Origin of the sequence: Rhodoluna limnophila, from assembly GCF_005845365.1 — a bacterium.
Classification (GTDB): Bacteria; Actinomycetota; Actinomycetes; order Actinomycetales; family Microbacteriaceae; genus Rhodoluna; species Rhodoluna limnophila.
The window spans coordinates 795,205-810,721 of sequence record NZ_CP040509.1 but is presented as its reverse complement, the minus strand read 5'-3'; the positions used below and the strand labels follow the sequence as shown (position 1 = coordinate 810,721).

Here is a 15,517-nt window from a genome sequence, read left to right as displayed (position 1 = left end):
AGTAGAAATCCTTCTGATTACAGCTAAGAAAGCCTTGCATGTATCCCAAGAACAATGACCTCTCTAACGCCGCGCGCGAGGGTGTAAACCCAAGCCCTAGCTTCCCTGGCGTTGAAGAGAAGATTCTGGCCTATTGGGAGCAGGACGGCACTTTTCAAGCTTCAATTGACCAGAGAAAAGCTGCTGATGCCGAGGAATTTGTTTTCTACGATGGCCCTCCATTTGCAAACGGGTTGCCGCACTACGGCCACCTTCTCACTGGCTACGCCAAGGACATGGTTCCAAGGTTCAAGACCATGCAGGGATACCGAGTCGAACGTCGTTTCGGCTGGGATACCCATGGTTTGCCAGCCGAGGTTGAAGCCGAGCGCCAGCTAAAAATCTCAGGTCGCCCAGAGATCGAGAAGTTTGGAATCGATAAGTTCAACGCTTATTGCAAAACATCGGTGTTGAAGTACACCGAAGAGTGGCGCAGTTACGTCACCCGCCAGGCACGCTGGGTTGACTTTGATAACGACTACAAGACCCTCGACAAGGATTACACCGAATCGGTGCTTTGGGCCTTCAGTGAGCTTCACAAGAAGGGTCTCATCTACGAGGGTTTCAAGGTTTTGGCATACTGCTGGCGCTGTGAAACTCCGTTGTCCAACCATGAGTTGCGCATGGATGACGAGGTTTACAAGAATCGCCAGGATCAAACACTAACCGTCACGTTCCCGATCTCTGCGGGTCAGAAGTTGTCGGGCGCCAGGCTGTTGGCATGGACCACCACACCGTGGACGCTGCCGACTAACTTTGCGTTGGCAGTTGGTCCAAAAATCGAATACGCCGTTGTTCCGGCTGGTGCTGACGGTGCAGCCGACGGCGGTCAGCCTGGCACTAAGTACGTGCTTGCCAAGTCGCTGCTCGGTGGTTACGCCAAGGACTTGGGTTACGAGTCCGCAGAGGATGCTCTGGCTGCTGTATCAGAGGTCCACCTTGGTGAAGACCTGGCCGGTCTACGTTATGAGCGCTTGTTCGATTACTACGCGGATTCAGAAAAGTTTGAGATTGCAAATGCCTGGCAGGTGGTCGTGGCAGATTACGTTGCCGATTCCGACGGTACCGGCATCGTCCACCAGGCTCCGGCTTATGGTGAGGACGACCAGAACGTTTGTAATGCTGCAGGTATTCCGACCTACGTTTCGATCAACGAGCGCGGCGAGTTTAACTCTCTGATCACTGACTTCGAGGGTCAGCACGTTTTCGAGGCCAACAAGCCGATTTCTCAGCTCCTAAGGACCAACGGGCGAGTACTGCGTCAGGCAAGCTACGAGCACTCCTATCCGCACTGTTACCGCTGCAAGAACCCGCTCATCTACAAGGCTGTTTCGTCTTGGTTTGTGGAGACTACAAAGTTGCGCGATCGCATGCTTGAGCTAAATCAGCAGATCGATTGGACTCCTGACCACACCAAAGATGGTTCTTTCGGAAAGTGGTTGGAAAACGTCCGCGATTGGGCCATCAGCCGAAACCGATTCTGGGGCGCTCCGATTCCTGTATGGAAGTCGGACGATCCAAATTACCCACGCATCGATGTCTACGGTTCTCTCGATGAGATGGAACGTGACTTTGGTGTCCGCCCTGAAGACTTCCACCGCCCGGTTATTGATGAATTGACCCGACCAAACCCAGATGACCCAACCGGCAAGTCAACAATGCGTCGAGTTCCTGAGGTTCTGGATTGCTGGTTCGAGTCAGGTTCCATGCCTTTCGCGCAGGCTCACTATCCGTTCGAGAACCGCGATTGGTTTGACTCGCACAACCCGGGTGACTACATCGTTGAGTATGTGGGTCAGACCCGCGGTTGGTTCTACACCTTGCACGTCCTTTCAACCGCACTATTTGACCGCCCAGCGTTCAAGTCTGCGGTTTCGCACGGCATCATTTTGGGTAACGACGGCCAAAAGATGTCCAAGTCTTTGCGGAACTATCCAGATGTGAACGAGGTCTTTGACCGCGATGGCGCCGATGCTATGCGTTGGTTCCTGCTGTCCAGCCCTATCCTTCGTGGTGGCAATCTAATCGTTACTGAGCAGGGAATCCGTGAGGGCGTTCGCCAGGTGCTTTTGCCTTTGTGGAACACCTATTACTTCTTCTCGCTGTATGCAAACGCAGCAAACTATGAGGCTAAGTGGTCGGTAGACAGCACCGATGTCCTTGACCGTTACCTGTTGTCTAAAGCCCACGATTTGGTTATCGAGGTTGAGCAACACCTGAACCGATTTGACTCATATTCTGCGACTGGTGCCCTGCGCGACTTCGCGGATGTCTTGACAAACTGGTACGTTCGACGCTCTCGTGATCGCTTCTGGGAGGGCTCAGCGGAGGCATTCGACACCCTCTACACGATTCTTGAGATTGTGTGCCGCGTGGCAGCGCCATTGCTTCCGATGGTGACTGAAGAAATCTGGCGTGGCCTGACCGGTGGACGAAGTGTCCACCTTGAAAACTGGCCAGATGCAACCGGCTTGCCGCACGATGCCGCTTTGGTATCAGCGATGGACCAGGTGCGAACCGTTAGCTCTGTGGCCAACAGCCTTCGAAAGACAGCTGGTCTTAGAGTTCGCCTTCCGTTAGCTACCCTCACTGTTGTTACTAAGCAAGCGGCTGAGCTCGAGCAGTTCAGCGGCATTATTGCTGAGGAGTTGAACGTAAAGTCGGTCAAGCTGGTCGAAATGTCACTGGACTCAGCCGATGAATTTGGTGTAGTAAAGCGATTGACAGTCAACTCCCGTGCAGCCGGCCCTCGAATCGGTAAGAGCGTTCAGGCAGTCATCCAGGCCTCGAAGTCTGGTGACTGGTCAGACGCCGACGGCAAGGTCGTGGTTGGTGGGGTAGAGCTAATCGAGGGTGAGTATTCCATCGACTTGGTCGCAAAGGCCGATTCTGGAGAGGAATCTACCGATCACATTGGGATCCTTCCGACCGGTTTCTTGATTCTCGACGGTGCTGTTTCAACGGAGTTGGCAGCAGAGGGCCTGGCTCGCGATGTTATCCGTGCCGTTCAAAACGCCCGTAAAGAGGCTGGCTTGGACGTAAGCGACCGAATCAAACTGACATTGACTGCCGACGCTGATGTTCTTGCGGCAGTAAATGCGCATGCTGAACTGGTTAAGTCAGAAACTTTGACTGTTGAACTTGATTCAGTCACCGCGGCAGTCACTGATGCGGCAGTTGCCGTCGGTGACGGTCAGCAGGTTGCTGTTTTGGTGGAAAAACGTTGAGCGAATTTAGCGAAACCGACCAGTATTGGGAGAACAAAGCCCTAGAAGTTGAGGCTGCGCTCTTGAAGCGGGTTCCAGAGAATCAGATCAGGCCAAGACTAGAGCCAACGCTGAGGGCAACCCAGCTTTTGGGTGACCCTCAAAAGGCTTACCGTGTCATTCATATCACCGGCACCAACGGCAAGACCAGCACAGCGCGTTTCGCTGAGAGGCTGTTACGTGAACATGGACTTCGAACCGGAAGGTTCACGAGCCCGCACCTAGTCAAACTCAACGAGCGTATGTCTCTCGATGGAGAGCCAGTCAGTGACGAGCGTCTCTATTCGGTATGGACTGAAATCGAGCCGATCCTTGGCCTAGTTGACGAGGAATTAGCTGCATCCGGCGAAGAGCCGTTGACTTTCTTTGAAGCTCTTGCCGTTTTGGGATTCTCAATCTTTGCTGACGCTCCGGTAGATGTTTTGGTGCTGGAAGTTGGTATGGGCGGAGAGTGGGATTCAACCAATGTCGCTGATGGTGATGTGGCCGTGTTTACGCCAATTTCCATCGATCACGCCGACCGCTTGGGTGACACCCTAGCTGCAATCGCCAAAACCAAGGCTGGAATTATCAAACCCGGCTCAATCGTGCTCAGTTCAACTCAGTCGGCCGAGGCATTCGAGCAGCTTGAGGTTCGTGCCGCCGAAGTTGCCGAAAAAATGACTGCGTACGGCGTTGGTTTCGAAGTGCTTTCGTCTGAGCCGAACATCCTTGGCCAGACTGTTTCTATTCGAACACTTGCCGGCGAGTATCACGACTTGAACCTTCCGGTTCACGGCTTCTATCAAGCTCAGAATGCAGCCCTTGCGGTGGCCGCAGTTGAGGCTTTTCTCGGCGGCGGAGACCAGAGGATTATGGACGATGTCGTGCGTGCTGCCTTCGCTGACTTTTCTTCGCCAGGCCGTTTGCAGGTGGTTGGGCGCGAGCCGCTAACCATTCTTGATGCCGCGCATAACCCAGAGGGCGCAAAATCGCTTGCTAAGGCGCTAAAGGACGATTTCGGCTCACCATATGCAATTGGTGTGGTTTCGATTTTGGCCGAAAAAGATGCCCGAGCTCTCCTCGAAGAGCTCGATGACTCTTTCGTAGAATTTGTCATCACTCAGTCCGCGTCTCCGCGGGCGATACCTGCTGAAGAACTGGCCGTTTTGGCCCGTGAAGTTTTCGGCGAGGATCGTGTTCGGGTTCAGTCGAATCCTCAGTGGGCCATGGCTGAAGCAATCCTGATGCTGCCGGCTGGTCAAGCCGGGGCAATCGTCGCAACCGGCTCGATAACACTGGTCGGCGAGGTTCTAAAACTAAAACAGATAGAGGCCGAACAAGATGCGTAACCGTTCTACCCAACGAACTCTGGGCTCAATGCTCATGGCTTTCGAGTCATTTGTCGTATTTTTTGCCATGCTAGTGGCTTTTGGCCTCAAGGTTGCCGACGGGCCGACTGTCTGGGCGGTGGGGTTGTCAATCTCCTTCCTGCTCATCCTCACCCCGGCAGTTCTGGGTAAAAAGTTCTCTTACGCTTGGGGTTGGTTCCTGCAGATTGTGGTCGTCAGCACCGGTATCTGGGTTCCACTCATGTACGTAATTGGCGGTATTTTCGTCTGTCTTTGGGCATGGGCGATGATCGCAGGTAGCACTATTGACAAGGCAAGAGCCGCTTATGAACGCGGACTGGGCGATATTCAGTCGGAGGAACAGTAAATGTCAGAAATTCAGCAAACTCTAGTCTTGGTAAAGCCTGACGGTGTTAAGCGCAACCTCATCGGTGAGATCATCGCTCGATGTGAGGCCAAGGGATATGTTGTTGCCGATCTCAAGAAGTTGACCCCTAGCCGTGATTTGCTTGCGATGCACTACGCCGAACACGAGGGTAAGCCTTTTTACGAACCGCTAGTTGAGTTCATGGGCTCTGGAGATGTTGTTGCCATCAAGCTCGAAGGGCACCGAGTGATCGAGGGGTTCCGTTCACTGGCCGGCGCCACCGACCCAACCGTGGCGGCTCCAGGCACAATTCGTGGAGATTTGGGTCGCGACTGGGGTCTGAAGGTCCAGCAAAACCTGGTACACGGTTCTGACTCAGAGGAATCTGCTGCCCGCGAGCTCGCTCTCTGGTTCTAAGCACCCAAATTCTAGGTAGCTAGATAACAGGCACCTCTAGAAGAGGGTCGGCCACCACTGCCAAAAGCGGAGCACGATAATTAGAACAATTACGAGCTCAGTGACCAGAGTGAACAGCCAGGCCTTGTCGTAAGCGCGGTCAAAGAAATCAACAAACCTAAGTGGTGTGTCGATGAATCCGTCCTTGGTTCCGAACAGGATTACTTTCCAGAACATCGGGACCATAGCCGCCCAGGCCACCATGCAGTATGGGCACAAGACGTTGATCACAAACGAGCTTTGAATAAAGAGCCAAAGAACGAATAAGAAGCCCAAAGTGACGCCCAGGCTGAAAAGCCGCCAGAACCATGCTGCAAACTTTGCACCGCTCAAGATTGCTGCACCAACTACAACCGGTGCAGCGAATGCACTCAACCCGATTAGCGGGTTCGGAAAGCCGAAGAGTGCTGCCTGCGCGGTAAGCATGACCGATTTGCAGGAAATAAACGGACTGATGTCGCAGCTAAGGGTTGCATCTGGGTTTGTTGCCACATGGATGCGCTCGAGCGTGAGGGTGAAAGCGGCAATCCAGCCCAAAATACCGGTCAGAATCAACGTCCAGGCAAAGCTCTTATTTGGTGTTGATGCAATCGGTTCGTTGCTAATTCCTAGGCTCACCTTTCCAGTATTGCACGGCACTTGGATGACTTTTCGCCTCCGTGGTGTCATACTTAGAGGAGTTGTTTCAGGCCACACCTGAATCGACGCAGATTTCTCAAGAACCAAAGCGTTGAAATCGCGTAAGACCCATCGGGCAGCGGTAACCGCAGACACAGGTTGCTTGAACACAGATTTGGTTGGCCTCAAAAGGGGTCGGCAACGATTTACGCCCTAGTGCTTGGTGAGTGTGGCCCAGGTAAAGGCAGCTTGGAGTGCACCAGAAATGGTGAATAAACAAAACTTAGACGTACCTGCTAACGATGAAAAGCCAGCACGTGCTCGCCGCACCAAAAAAGTGGTCGAGGCCGCAGTTGAGGCACTAGACATCCTTCAGCTTGAAACCCCAGCTAAAAAGGCCCCAGCGCGTCGCGCCGCGGCCAAGAAAACCCCAGACGCACAGCCTGCGTCCATTGAAGAGGTAGTCGAAGCAGCAAAGGCTCCGGCAAAGCGTGCCCCAGCCAAACGAGCTTCGCCTAAAAAGGTTGCTGCACCATCATCTGAAGCATCGATCGAGGCAGAAGTAGCCGCGCCGGTTGCGCCACTGGCTCCGATCTCGGCGACCTCACTTATGTTCATGGCTCCAGATCTCCCGACTCCGGTAATCGATGCAAAACGCGGTCGACCAATGCTGGACGAGAGTGACAACGGCGAGAGCCACCGACGCACACGAACCCGCCGCCGCGCTGGCGAAGAGGGCGATGTCGCCGCAGCTGCACCGAATGCCGTGGTCAAAGTTCGCACACCACGCGAGCCAAAAGAGCCAAGCAATGAGCCAACTCGCGTTAAGGGCTCAACCAGACTTGAAGCCAAAAAGCAGCGCCGTCGCGATGGCCGCGATGCCGGTCGCCGTCGCACAATCATCACCGAGTCAGAATTTTTGGCCCGTCGCGAGGCAGTCGACCGCACCATGGTTGTCCGTTCTAAAGACGGCAAAATCCAAATCGGTGTGCTTGAAGATGGAATTTTGGTTGAGCACTACGTAGCCAAGGCCTCTGAAGCCTCGCTGATCGGCAATGTTTACCTAGGCAAGATTCAGAATGTTCTTCCTTCGATGGAGGCTGCCTTCGTTGACGTCGGTCGCGGACGTAACGCCGTGCTTTACTCTGGCGAGGTCGACTGGGAACTTGCCGAGACTGGAAACCAGCCGCGTCGTATCGAGTTGGCCCTGAAGTCAGGCGACACAGTTTTGGTGCAGGTAACCAAGGACCCGGTTGGTCAAAAGGGTGCCCGCCTAACCAGTCAGGTTTCGCTACCTGGCCGTTATTTGGTCTACGTTCCTAACGGATCGATGAACGGAATCTCGCGTAAGTTGCCAGATTCTGAGCGTGCCCGTCTGAAGAAGATTTTGAAAGAAATTTTGCCTGAGGATGCCGGCGTAATCGTGAGAACTGCTGCCGAGGGTGCAACCGAAGAGCAGCTAACCCTTGACGTTCAGCGTTTGCAGGCCCAGTGGGAAGCAATTAGCAAGAAAGTCGAAAAGGGCCAGGCGCCAGTTCTTCTACACAGCGAACCGGACTTGCTGGTCAAAATTGTTCGTGATGTCTTCAACGAAGACTTCCAGAAAATGGTTATCGCTGGTGATGATGCCCGCGAGGTTATCGAAGAGTACCTAAAGTCTGTTGCGCCGGATCTTCTCGAGCGTGTCGAAAAGTATGAGGGTAACCGCGACGTATTTGATGAGTACCGGGTTGGCGAGCAGATTGCCAAAGCGCTTGACCGCAAGGTTTATTTGCCATCCGGTGGTTCGTTGGTTATTGACCGTACCGAAGCGATGACCGTTGTCGACGTCAACACCGGAAAGTTTGTTGGCTCGGGCGGAAACCTTGAAGAGACTGTCACCAAGAACAACCTTGAAGCGGCTGAAGAAATTGTTCGTCAGCTTCGCCTTCGTGACATCGGTGGCATCATCGTGGTCGACTTCATCGACATGGTCCTAGAGTCCAACCGTGACTTAGTGCAGCGCCGTCTGATGGAATGCCTAAGTCGTGACCGAACCAAGCACCAGGTTGCCGAGGTAACATCACTTGGTCTGGTTCAGATGACTCGAAAGAAGCTCGGTATCGGACTTCTTGAGGCCTTCAGTGAGCCATGTGAAGCATGTGCGAGTCGCGGTGTTATTGTGCACCACGAGCCGATCATGCGTTCCAAAAACCACGTACTCGATGATTCCAAGCCTCAGCAGAACCAGCAGGGTCAGGGCAAAAAGCGCAACCGCGGTTCAAACCAAAAGCAAGAGGTTGCCAAGGTTGTGACTCCTGAGCGAGCTGTTGAGTTGAACAGCGTGATTACCAAGATTGCCGCTTCTACGGTTGCCGCCCATGAGGCTGCCGGTGAAGAGTCACCTATTTCTCTGCCTACCGCCAAGGTCGTTTCAGACGTGCAGCCAAAGGTTGAGACCGAAAAACTTCTGGAGGCTGTCCTTGAGGCGCTTCCAGAGCCTAAAGCTCCGGGCCAGGGCCGACGCAAGCCGCGTCGTGCAACTAGCGCCGGTGCCGCGGCACCCGCTGAAAATTCAGCAAATCAGCAAACTGCCGAGTAAATAGGTTTGACCCCAGCCGTTTGGCAGGGTAGACTAAATCCTCGTTGCCTTGCTGAGTATTCGCACATGCAACAACATAAGACTTTCGAACAAAGGGTAGATCTGTGGTTTACGCAGTAGTCCGCGCAGGCGGCCGTCAAGAGAAGGTGTCAGTAGGCACCATCGTGACTCTCGACCGTATCAAGGCTGACGCCAACGGCAAGATTGAGCTATCAGCTCTTCTTCTAGTTGATGGCGACAAGGTCACAACCGATGCCAAGGCACTTGCCAAGGTCAAGGTAACCGCTGAGGTCCTAAACGACCTACGTGGTCCAAAGATCATCATCCAGAAGTACAAGAACAAGACCGGTTACAAGAAGCGTCAGGGTTTCCGTGCAGACCTTACTCGCGTCCAGGTCACTGAGATTAAGTAAAGGACTGACACAAAATGGCTTCCAAAAAAGGTGTTAGCTCGACCCGAAACGGCCGCGACTCAAACGCTCAGCGTCTTGGTGTTAAGCGCTACGCAGGTCAAGAAGTAAACGCAGGCGAGATCCTAGTTCGTCAGCGCGGAACCCACTTCCACCCAGGTGCAAACGTTGGCAAGGGTAAGGACGACACTCTGTTCGCTCTTTCAGCTGGCTCAGTTGCATTCGGTACCAAGGGTGGCCGTCGCGTTGTAAACGTGGTTGAGGCCGCTTAGTTTTTATAGTTTTATCGGGAGGCGAGCCTTTGGCTCGCCTTTCCTGTTTCTTGAAACAAATCATTTAGACCTTAGGAGGACATCTTGGTTTCATTTGTCGACCAAGTGACCCTTCACGTGCGCGCCGGCGATGGCGGAGACGGCTGTGTTTCTGTTAAGCGTGAAAAGTTCAAGCCACTTGCTGGCCCAGATGGTGCCGACGGTGGCAAGGGTGGCAGCATCAGCCTGATTTCCGATCCAAACGTCACCACACTCTTGGATTTCCACTTTCACCCTCACCGCGCTGCTGGTGACGGCGGCGACGGCGCCGGCGATTTCAGAAATGGTCACCACGGTGAAAGCCTCCAGCTCTCTGTTCCAGTTGGAACTGTAGTGAAGGACGCCCGCGGAAAAGTCATCGCCGACCTTGATGAGCCTGGCGTTGAGCTAATCATTGCCGAGGGCGGAATTGGTGGCCTTGGAAACGCCGCACTTTCCAGCTCAAAGCGTAAGGCGCCTGGTTTTGCACTGTTTGGCGTACCAGGATGGCGCGGGGATATCATCCTCGAACTTAAGAGCGTTGCAGATGTTGCTCTGGTTGGTTATCCAAGTGCGGGCAAGTCATCGCTGATCGCGGCGCTGTCTGCAGCCCGCCCAAAGATTGCTGACTACCCGTTCACAACTTTGCACCCAAACCTAGGTGTGGTTCAGGCCGGTGACACTCGATTCACAATCGCCGATGTACCAGGACTAATCGAAGGCGCCAGCGAGGGTAAGGGGCTTGGTCTCCAGTTCCTTCGCCACGTCGAGCGTTGTGCAGCATTGCTACACGTAATTGACTGTGCAACCCTCGAGCCAAACCGTGACCCAATCACCGATTTGGACAAAATTCTCAAAGAGCTTGATGCCTATGAGGTGCCTGAGGGTGAGATTCCGCTCACCAAGCGCCCTCAACTAATTGCACTTAATAAGGCCGATGTTCCTGACGCCAAGGAACTGGCTGAATTCGTTCGACCAGATCTAGAGGCTCGCGGGTACAAGGTCTTCATCATCTCGGCAGTAAGCAAAGAGGGTCTTCGTGAGCTTAACTTTGCCTTGGCCAAGCTGGTTGAAGATGCCCGTCGTGAAAAAGAAGCTGAACCTGTTAAGCCGCGTATCCACTTGATGCAGGCAAAACGCGATGAATCGAAGTTTGAGATTCGTCGCGAGGAAATCGGAGGAGAGGAAATCTTCCGAGTTCTTGGTCCGAAGCCAGAGCGTTGGGTTCACCAAACCAACTTTGCCAACGAAGAAGCGATTGGTTACTTGGCTGACCGCCTGGGCAAGATTGGCCTCGAGCAGGAGCTTTTCAAAGCTGGAGCTGTCGCTGGTTCTACCGTTGTGATCGGTCCAGACAAGGGCATCGTCTTTGACTGGGAGCCTGCGATTGCCTCGAATGCAGAGCTAATTGCTGGTCCACGCGGAACTGACGCCCGTTTTGACATGCGCGAACGCCGTACCACCAAGGAACGCCGCGCAACCTACAAAGAACGCATGGATGCTAAGGCAGAATTGCGTGAGGAAATGCGCAAAGAGGGTGTGGCCGGCATTTGGTCAGCACCTGAGGACTTCGAAAAGGAAGATTAATTGGGACTTCAGGACAGAAGCGAACTGGCTGCGGCTAAGCGAGTTGTTGTCAAAGTTGGATCATCTTCAATCAGTGGTGCCAACGAAGGCAAACTTGAGCTGCTAGTAGACGCACTGGCTGCTGCTCACCAGCGCGGCACTGAGGTAATCCTGGTTTCTTCTGGTGCAATCGCGACCGGAATGCCTTTGCTGGGCTTTGAAACTAAGCCTGAAGATCTTCCTACTTCGCAAGCCTTGGCCTCAGTGGGGCAAAGCCGACTGATCTCTCGTTACCAGCAGAGCCTTGAGAAGTACGGAATTGTTGCTGGTCAGGTCCTGCTCACTTCTGGAGACCTTGAAGCTCAAGAAACCCGCGAGAATGCACGGCACGCCATGGACAGACTCGTTTCTCTTCGCGTCTTGCCGATTGTCAACGAAAATGACACCGTTGCCACCCAAGAGATTCGTTTTGGCGACAACGATCGGCTCGCGGCACTGGTCGCTGCTTTGGTTAAGGCCGATGCCTTGATTCTGCTCAGCGATGTTGATGCGCTCTACGACATGCCACCGGCAAAGCCTGGTGCCAAGCGCATCGATTATGTCGGTTTTGACGAGGATCTTTCAGGTATTGAAATCGGCGGCAGCAGTTCTGTTGTTGGCACCGGGGGAGCAGTTACCAAAGTTTCTGCAGCACGCATTGCAACCGATTCAGGCGTATCCGTGTTGCTGACCAGCACCGACCTTGTCTCAGAGGCCTTACTTGGTGCCGAGGTCGGCACCTGGTTTGAGTCTGATCCTTCAATCAATAACTAACCCGAATAGGCTAATTCCATGGTTACTGCAATTGAGAAAATTCGCCTCGCGAAGGGAGCTTCGGCTTCTTTGGGCCAGGCATCAACTGCCACAAAAAATGAGGCACTGCGTCAGATTGCTGAACTTCTTCCGGTTCGCGCTGACGAAATCATCGCAGCTAATGCCGTAGACCTTGCTAAGGGTCAAGCTGAGGGCATGACTGAGAGCCTTCAAGACCGTTTGAGGCTAGATCACGGGCGAATTCAGGCCATTGCAGACGCCGTTCGAGAAATCATCTCTCTACCGGATCCGATTGGCGATGTAATCCGTGGCATGTCGCTACCGAACGCACTTAAGCTCACTCAGGTTCGCGTTCCACTTGGTGTTATCGGAGTAATCTACGAGGCCCGTCCAAATGTCACCATTGACATCGCAGTTTTGGCAATCAAGAGCGGAAACGCCACGGTGCTCAGGGGTGGTCGAGCTGCCGAAAACACCAATGCGGTGCTAGTCGCGCTCTTGCAGGATGCTCTGGCACTTGCAGGCCTTGACAGTGCTGCAATCCAGACGGTTGACGAGTTTGGTCGTGACGGCGGCGTTGAGATGATGCGCGCGGTTGGTTTGATCGATGTCTTGATTCCGCGGGGTGGAGCTGGCCTTATTCGTCAGGTGATCGACGAGGCCAAAGTTCCGGTAATTCAAACTGGCGATGGAGTCGTCCACATTTACATCGACGAAACCGCAAGGTTGGACTGGGCCGTCGAAATCGTACACAACGCCAAAGTCCAGCGCCCATCGGTTTGTAATGCTGCCGAAACCCTCCTGATTCACGAAAATGCCGTTGAGCGAATTCTTCCGGCGGTTCTTGACCGACTAGCTGAGTCGGGTGTGCGAATTCACGGCGATGAGGCAACCCAGGATGCCTTCTTTGCGGCGATTCCGGCAACAGAGGAAGACTGGTCTGCTGAGTACCACGACCTCGACATTGCGGTTCGTGTGGTAAAAGATCTCGATGAGGCTTTGGTGCACATCGCCCAGTACTCGACCAAGCACACCGAGGCAATTATTACCGAAAATGTGACCAACGCAGAACGCTTCCTGAACGAAGTTGACGCCTCGACCGTGATGGTCAACGCATCAACTCGCTTCACCGATGGTGGAGAGTTTGGTTTCGGCGCCGAAGTTGGTATTTCGACCCAAAAGCTTCACGCACGCGGGCCAATGGGCTTGCCTGAGCTGACCTCAACCAAGTGGCTAGTTCGCGGAACTGGTCAGGTTAGAGCCTAAAGGCGTCTGGCTAGGTTATTCTGGAATAAGTTCTTAGGAGAAAAATTGAACGCGATTCTTGCAGCAGCAGTTGAGGGTGAGCACGAAGCATTCGTGACTCTTCCATTCCCAGCCGTTTACTTTGGTGTAATTGCGATGGGTGTGTTCGTACTTTTGGGTCTGATCACCTGGTCATACCGCGACGTTGCAAACCGTCACGACCACAAGTCAACCGACTCTAACTCACACCACTAAACACTTCGACGGGTTAGCCGAATGAGCCACGCTCGACTGGGAGTGATGGGTGGCACCTTTGACCCAATTCACTACGGCCACTTGGTTGCGGCCAACGAGGTCGCATTCGCGCTGAATCTGGATCATGTTGTATTCGTTCCGGCAGGGCAGCCGTGGCAAAAAGGCTCAGTTTCTGATGCTGCTCACCGCTTCGAAATGACCCGCTTGGCGATCGAGGGAAATCCCGATTTCTCTGTAAGTCGGGTTGACGTTGACCGCAGTGGAGCAACTTATGCCGTCGACACCGTGGCAGACATTGCCTCCGAAAACCCAGATGCTGAACTTTTCTTCATCACCGGTGCAGACGCGCTAGCTGATATCTTTAGCTGGAAGGATCCGGAACGACTCCTGAAGCTTGCAAAATTCATCGGTGTTTCGAGGCCAGGTCATAAGCTTTCCGTACCTCGGGGTGCAGAGGATGCGGTGACCCTGGTTGAAATTTCTGCCTTGGCTATCTCTTCAACCGACATTCGCGAGAGAGTTCTTCAGGGTAAGCCAACCAGGTATCTGCTTCCAGATGCGGTTCTTGATTACATTACTGAGCACCAACTTTATGAGGGGAACAAGTGACCGACGGTCAGTTCATTACTCGCGAGCAGCTGAGCGAGGCGGCGCGCCTAGGCAGGCCGCTACCCGGCTTTGAGAAGACCCCAACCCAGGCCGTCGAAATTATTGCATCGCCAAAGGTTGATTCACCTGCCAGTGTTGAGCCTGTAGCAGAAGAGCCAGCAGCAGTTGAGCCTGAATCAGTTGAGTCAGGTGAAGTTGAGGCTAGCCAAGATGAACCCGCACCACTTTTTGAAGTTTCTCCAAAACTGACCACCGATACGGCTTCGGCAACGATTGTGCTGGATAAGGTGGCCAGCATTGACGACCTATCTGGGGCTATCGGTGAGACAGGTGAGTGGTTGCGCACCGGAGCCATTGAACTGCCACCGTTGACCACCAACACCGGTGAGTTCGAGGCGATTCAGGATGCCAACTACACCGATGAAGCCTTAGCTATTGACAGTATTAGTGGCTCGGTCTCGAACGTTGAGCCACTGAGTGCCCTTGGGGTAGTGGGTCGCTCGGCAAAAGTCAACGTTGTCCCGGTCAAGCTGGCTAAGGGGCAAAATCAGGTTTACCTCGTTACGACAATCTCGGTGCTTATGGTCACTATGGGTGGTTTGGTGCTCGGAGCGTATATGCTTGGTATCTTCAAGTAATCTAAGGACATCGTGACCGCAACCGCTCAAGCAATCAAAACCGCCAATCTAGCAGCCAATGCCGCCGCAGATAAATTGGCCGAAAACATCATTGCTCTCGACATCACAGCGGTTATGCCGCTCACCGACATTTACGTCTTGGCATCTGGCCGAAACGAACGTCAGGTATCGGCAATCTCTGACAACATCGAAGAAGTAATGCTTGAGAACGGCTTCAAGTTGCTACACCGCGAGGGTAAAGAACTAGGGCGTTGGATTCTTCTGGACTTTGGCGATGTTGTTTGCCACGTGATGCATGAAGAAGACCGCATGTTCTATTCTCTTGAGCGTCTTTACAGTGACCAGCCAGTAGTTAAGTTGGACATAGTTCCGGCAGCTGAAAACTTGTTGTAAACTATCAAAGTTGCCTCGGCAACGATCGGGCCCGTGGCGCAGCTGGTAGCGCACCTGCATGGCATGCAGGGGGTCACGGGTTCAAATCCCGTCGGGTCCACAAACGAAAATTCCCACCATGTATTTGGTGGGAATTTCGTTTAACCGGGTCAGCCGAAACAAGCTACTTGACGGCTACCAACTGGGCATTGTTGATGTCCACGACTTTTTGTACTCTGCGGGCGTACTTCGGTTCGTCGCGTCCGAGCCATTCGGTCTCCATCCAGACTCGAACGATTTCGAGGGCAATAGCCGAACCGATGATTTTTCCGCCGAGGCACAAAACGTTGGTGTCAGAGTGTGACCGGGCCAATTCAGCGCAGAATGAATCCTGGCAAACGGCCGCATAAACTCCAGACACCTTATTAGCGATCATGGCACTACCGTAACCAACACCGTCGACGAAAATGCCGCGGTCTACCTCTCCGCGAGCTACCGCCATCGCTGCCGGATAGACAAAGTCTGGAAGATCAGCTGGGTCATCGGTGTGGGTGCCGAAATCGACGACCTCGTGGCCCCAGCTCTCTAGCAACGCCTTGATCTCATTTTTTAGTCCACGCCCTGCGTGATCGTTTGCCATTGCAATCTTCATAGCTGTCCT

General features: G+C 53.6%; 16 protein-coding genes and 1 tRNA gene. 15 read left to right on the top strand and 2 right to left on the bottom strand.

The genetic code is table 11. The features are described 5' to 3' along the window. The first annotated feature begins 38 nt into the window (after positions 1 to 38). From ileS to ndk, 4 genes are read left to right on the top strand one after another with little or no spacing between them, the layout of a single operon-like run. Positions 39 to 3,266, top strand: a complete 3,228-nt coding sequence (ileS, locus tag FFA38_RS03945; protein ID WP_138315601.1) for an isoleucine--tRNA ligase — start codon at positions 39 to 41, stop codon at positions 3,264 to 3,266. Continuing rightward, complete coding sequence (locus FFA38_RS03940) at positions 3,263 to 4,636, top strand: bifunctional folylpolyglutamate synthase/dihydrofolate synthase (protein WP_138315600.1); 1,374 nt, start codon at positions 3,263 to 3,265, stop codon at positions 4,634 to 4,636. Before ileS ends, FFA38_RS03940 begins: the two co-directional genes overlap by 4 nt. Next, positions 4,629 to 5,003, top strand: coding sequence for a DUF4233 domain-containing protein (locus tag FFA38_RS03935; RefSeq protein WP_138275499.1), 375 nt, complete (start codon positions 4,629 to 4,631; stop codon positions 5,001 to 5,003). Before FFA38_RS03940 ends, FFA38_RS03935 begins: the two co-directional genes overlap by 8 nt. After that, on the top strand, positions 5,004 to 5,420 hold the full coding sequence (gene ndk, locus FFA38_RS03930) for a nucleoside-diphosphate kinase (RefSeq protein ID WP_138275498.1): 417 nt from the start codon (positions 5,004 to 5,006) through the stop codon (positions 5,418 to 5,420). A 36-nt stretch (positions 5,421 to 5,456) separates the two neighbouring features. Here the strand turns inward: ndk and FFA38_RS03925 are convergent, their stop codons facing one another. Further along, positions 5,457 to 6,077, bottom strand: a complete 621-nt coding sequence (locus tag FFA38_RS03925) for a vitamin K epoxide reductase family protein (RefSeq protein WP_253786108.1) — start codon at positions 6,075 to 6,077, stop codon at positions 5,457 to 5,459. A 265-nt stretch (positions 6,078 to 6,342) separates the two neighbouring features. Between FFA38_RS03925 and FFA38_RS03920 the strand changes: the two genes are divergently transcribed. The 11 genes from FFA38_RS03920 (at position 6,343) to FFA38_RS03870 (ending at position 14,977) form a co-directional block, all read left to right on the top strand. Then, positions 6,343 to 8,658, top strand: coding sequence for an Rne/Rng family ribonuclease (locus FFA38_RS03920; protein WP_138315599.1), 2,316 nt, complete (start codon positions 6,343 to 6,345; stop codon positions 8,656 to 8,658). A 104-nt stretch (positions 8,659 to 8,762) separates the two neighbouring features. Beyond that, positions 8,763 to 9,071 carry a 50S ribosomal protein L21 gene (gene rplU, locus FFA38_RS03915; protein WP_138275496.1) on the top strand — a complete coding sequence of 103 codons (309 nt, stop codon included), beginning with the start codon at positions 8,763 to 8,765 and terminating at the stop codon, positions 9,069 to 9,071. A gap of 14 nt (positions 9,072 to 9,085) precedes the next feature. After that, positions 9,086 to 9,340, top strand: a complete 255-nt coding sequence (rpmA, locus tag FFA38_RS03910) for a 50S ribosomal protein L27 (protein ID WP_138275495.1) — start codon at positions 9,086 to 9,088, stop codon at positions 9,338 to 9,340. Between the two features lie 84 nt (positions 9,341 to 9,424). Further along, positions 9,425 to 10,945, top strand: coding sequence for a GTPase ObgE (gene obgE, locus FFA38_RS03905; RefSeq protein ID WP_138275494.1), 1,521 nt, complete (start codon positions 9,425 to 9,427; stop codon positions 10,943 to 10,945). Further along, a complete protein-coding gene (gene proB, locus FFA38_RS03900; protein WP_138315598.1) occupies positions 10,946 to 11,737 on the top strand; it encodes a glutamate 5-kinase in 792 nt (263 codons plus the stop codon). A gap of 18 nt (positions 11,738 to 11,755) precedes the next feature. Further along, on the top strand, positions 11,756 to 13,003 hold the full coding sequence (locus FFA38_RS03895) for a glutamate-5-semialdehyde dehydrogenase (protein ID WP_138315597.1): 1,248 nt from the start codon (positions 11,756 to 11,758) through the stop codon (positions 13,001 to 13,003). 45 nt (positions 13,004 to 13,048) lie between these two features. Beyond that, the gene (locus tag FFA38_RS03890; protein ID WP_138315596.1) at positions 13,049 to 13,237 is read left to right on the top strand and encodes a hypothetical protein; all 189 of its coding nucleotides are present in this window, start codon (positions 13,049 to 13,051) and stop codon (positions 13,235 to 13,237) included. Between the two features lie 21 nt (positions 13,238 to 13,258). Further along, positions 13,259 to 13,846 (top strand): nicotinate-nucleotide adenylyltransferase, encoded by a 588-nt coding sequence (gene nadD / locus FFA38_RS03885; RefSeq protein ID WP_138315595.1) that lies wholly within the window; start codon positions 13,259 to 13,261, stop codon positions 13,844 to 13,846. After that, on the top strand, positions 13,843 to 14,484 hold the full coding sequence (locus FFA38_RS03880; protein ID WP_138315594.1) for a hypothetical protein: 642 nt from the start codon (positions 13,843 to 13,845) through the stop codon (positions 14,482 to 14,484). Before nadD ends, FFA38_RS03880 begins: the two co-directional genes overlap by 4 nt. 12 nt (positions 14,485 to 14,496) lie before the next feature. Next, positions 14,497 to 14,877: a ribosome silencing factor gene (gene rsfS, locus FFA38_RS03875; protein WP_138275488.1), complete on the top strand. Its 381-nt coding sequence runs from the start codon at positions 14,497 to 14,499 to the stop codon at positions 14,875 to 14,877. A 27-nt stretch (positions 14,878 to 14,904) separates the two neighbouring features. Continuing rightward, positions 14,905 to 14,977: transfer RNA gene (locus FFA38_RS03870), tRNA-Ala, on the top strand. A gap of 63 nt (positions 14,978 to 15,040) precedes the next feature. On the opposite strand, the gene FFA38_RS03865 is transcribed toward FFA38_RS03870, so the two are convergent. After that, positions 15,041 to 15,508 carry an RpiB/LacA/LacB family sugar-phosphate isomerase gene (locus FFA38_RS03865; protein ID WP_138315593.1) on the bottom strand — a complete coding sequence of 156 codons (468 nt, stop codon included), beginning with the start codon at positions 15,506 to 15,508 and terminating at the stop codon, positions 15,041 to 15,043. Positions 15,509 to 15,517 lie beyond the last annotated feature (9 nt).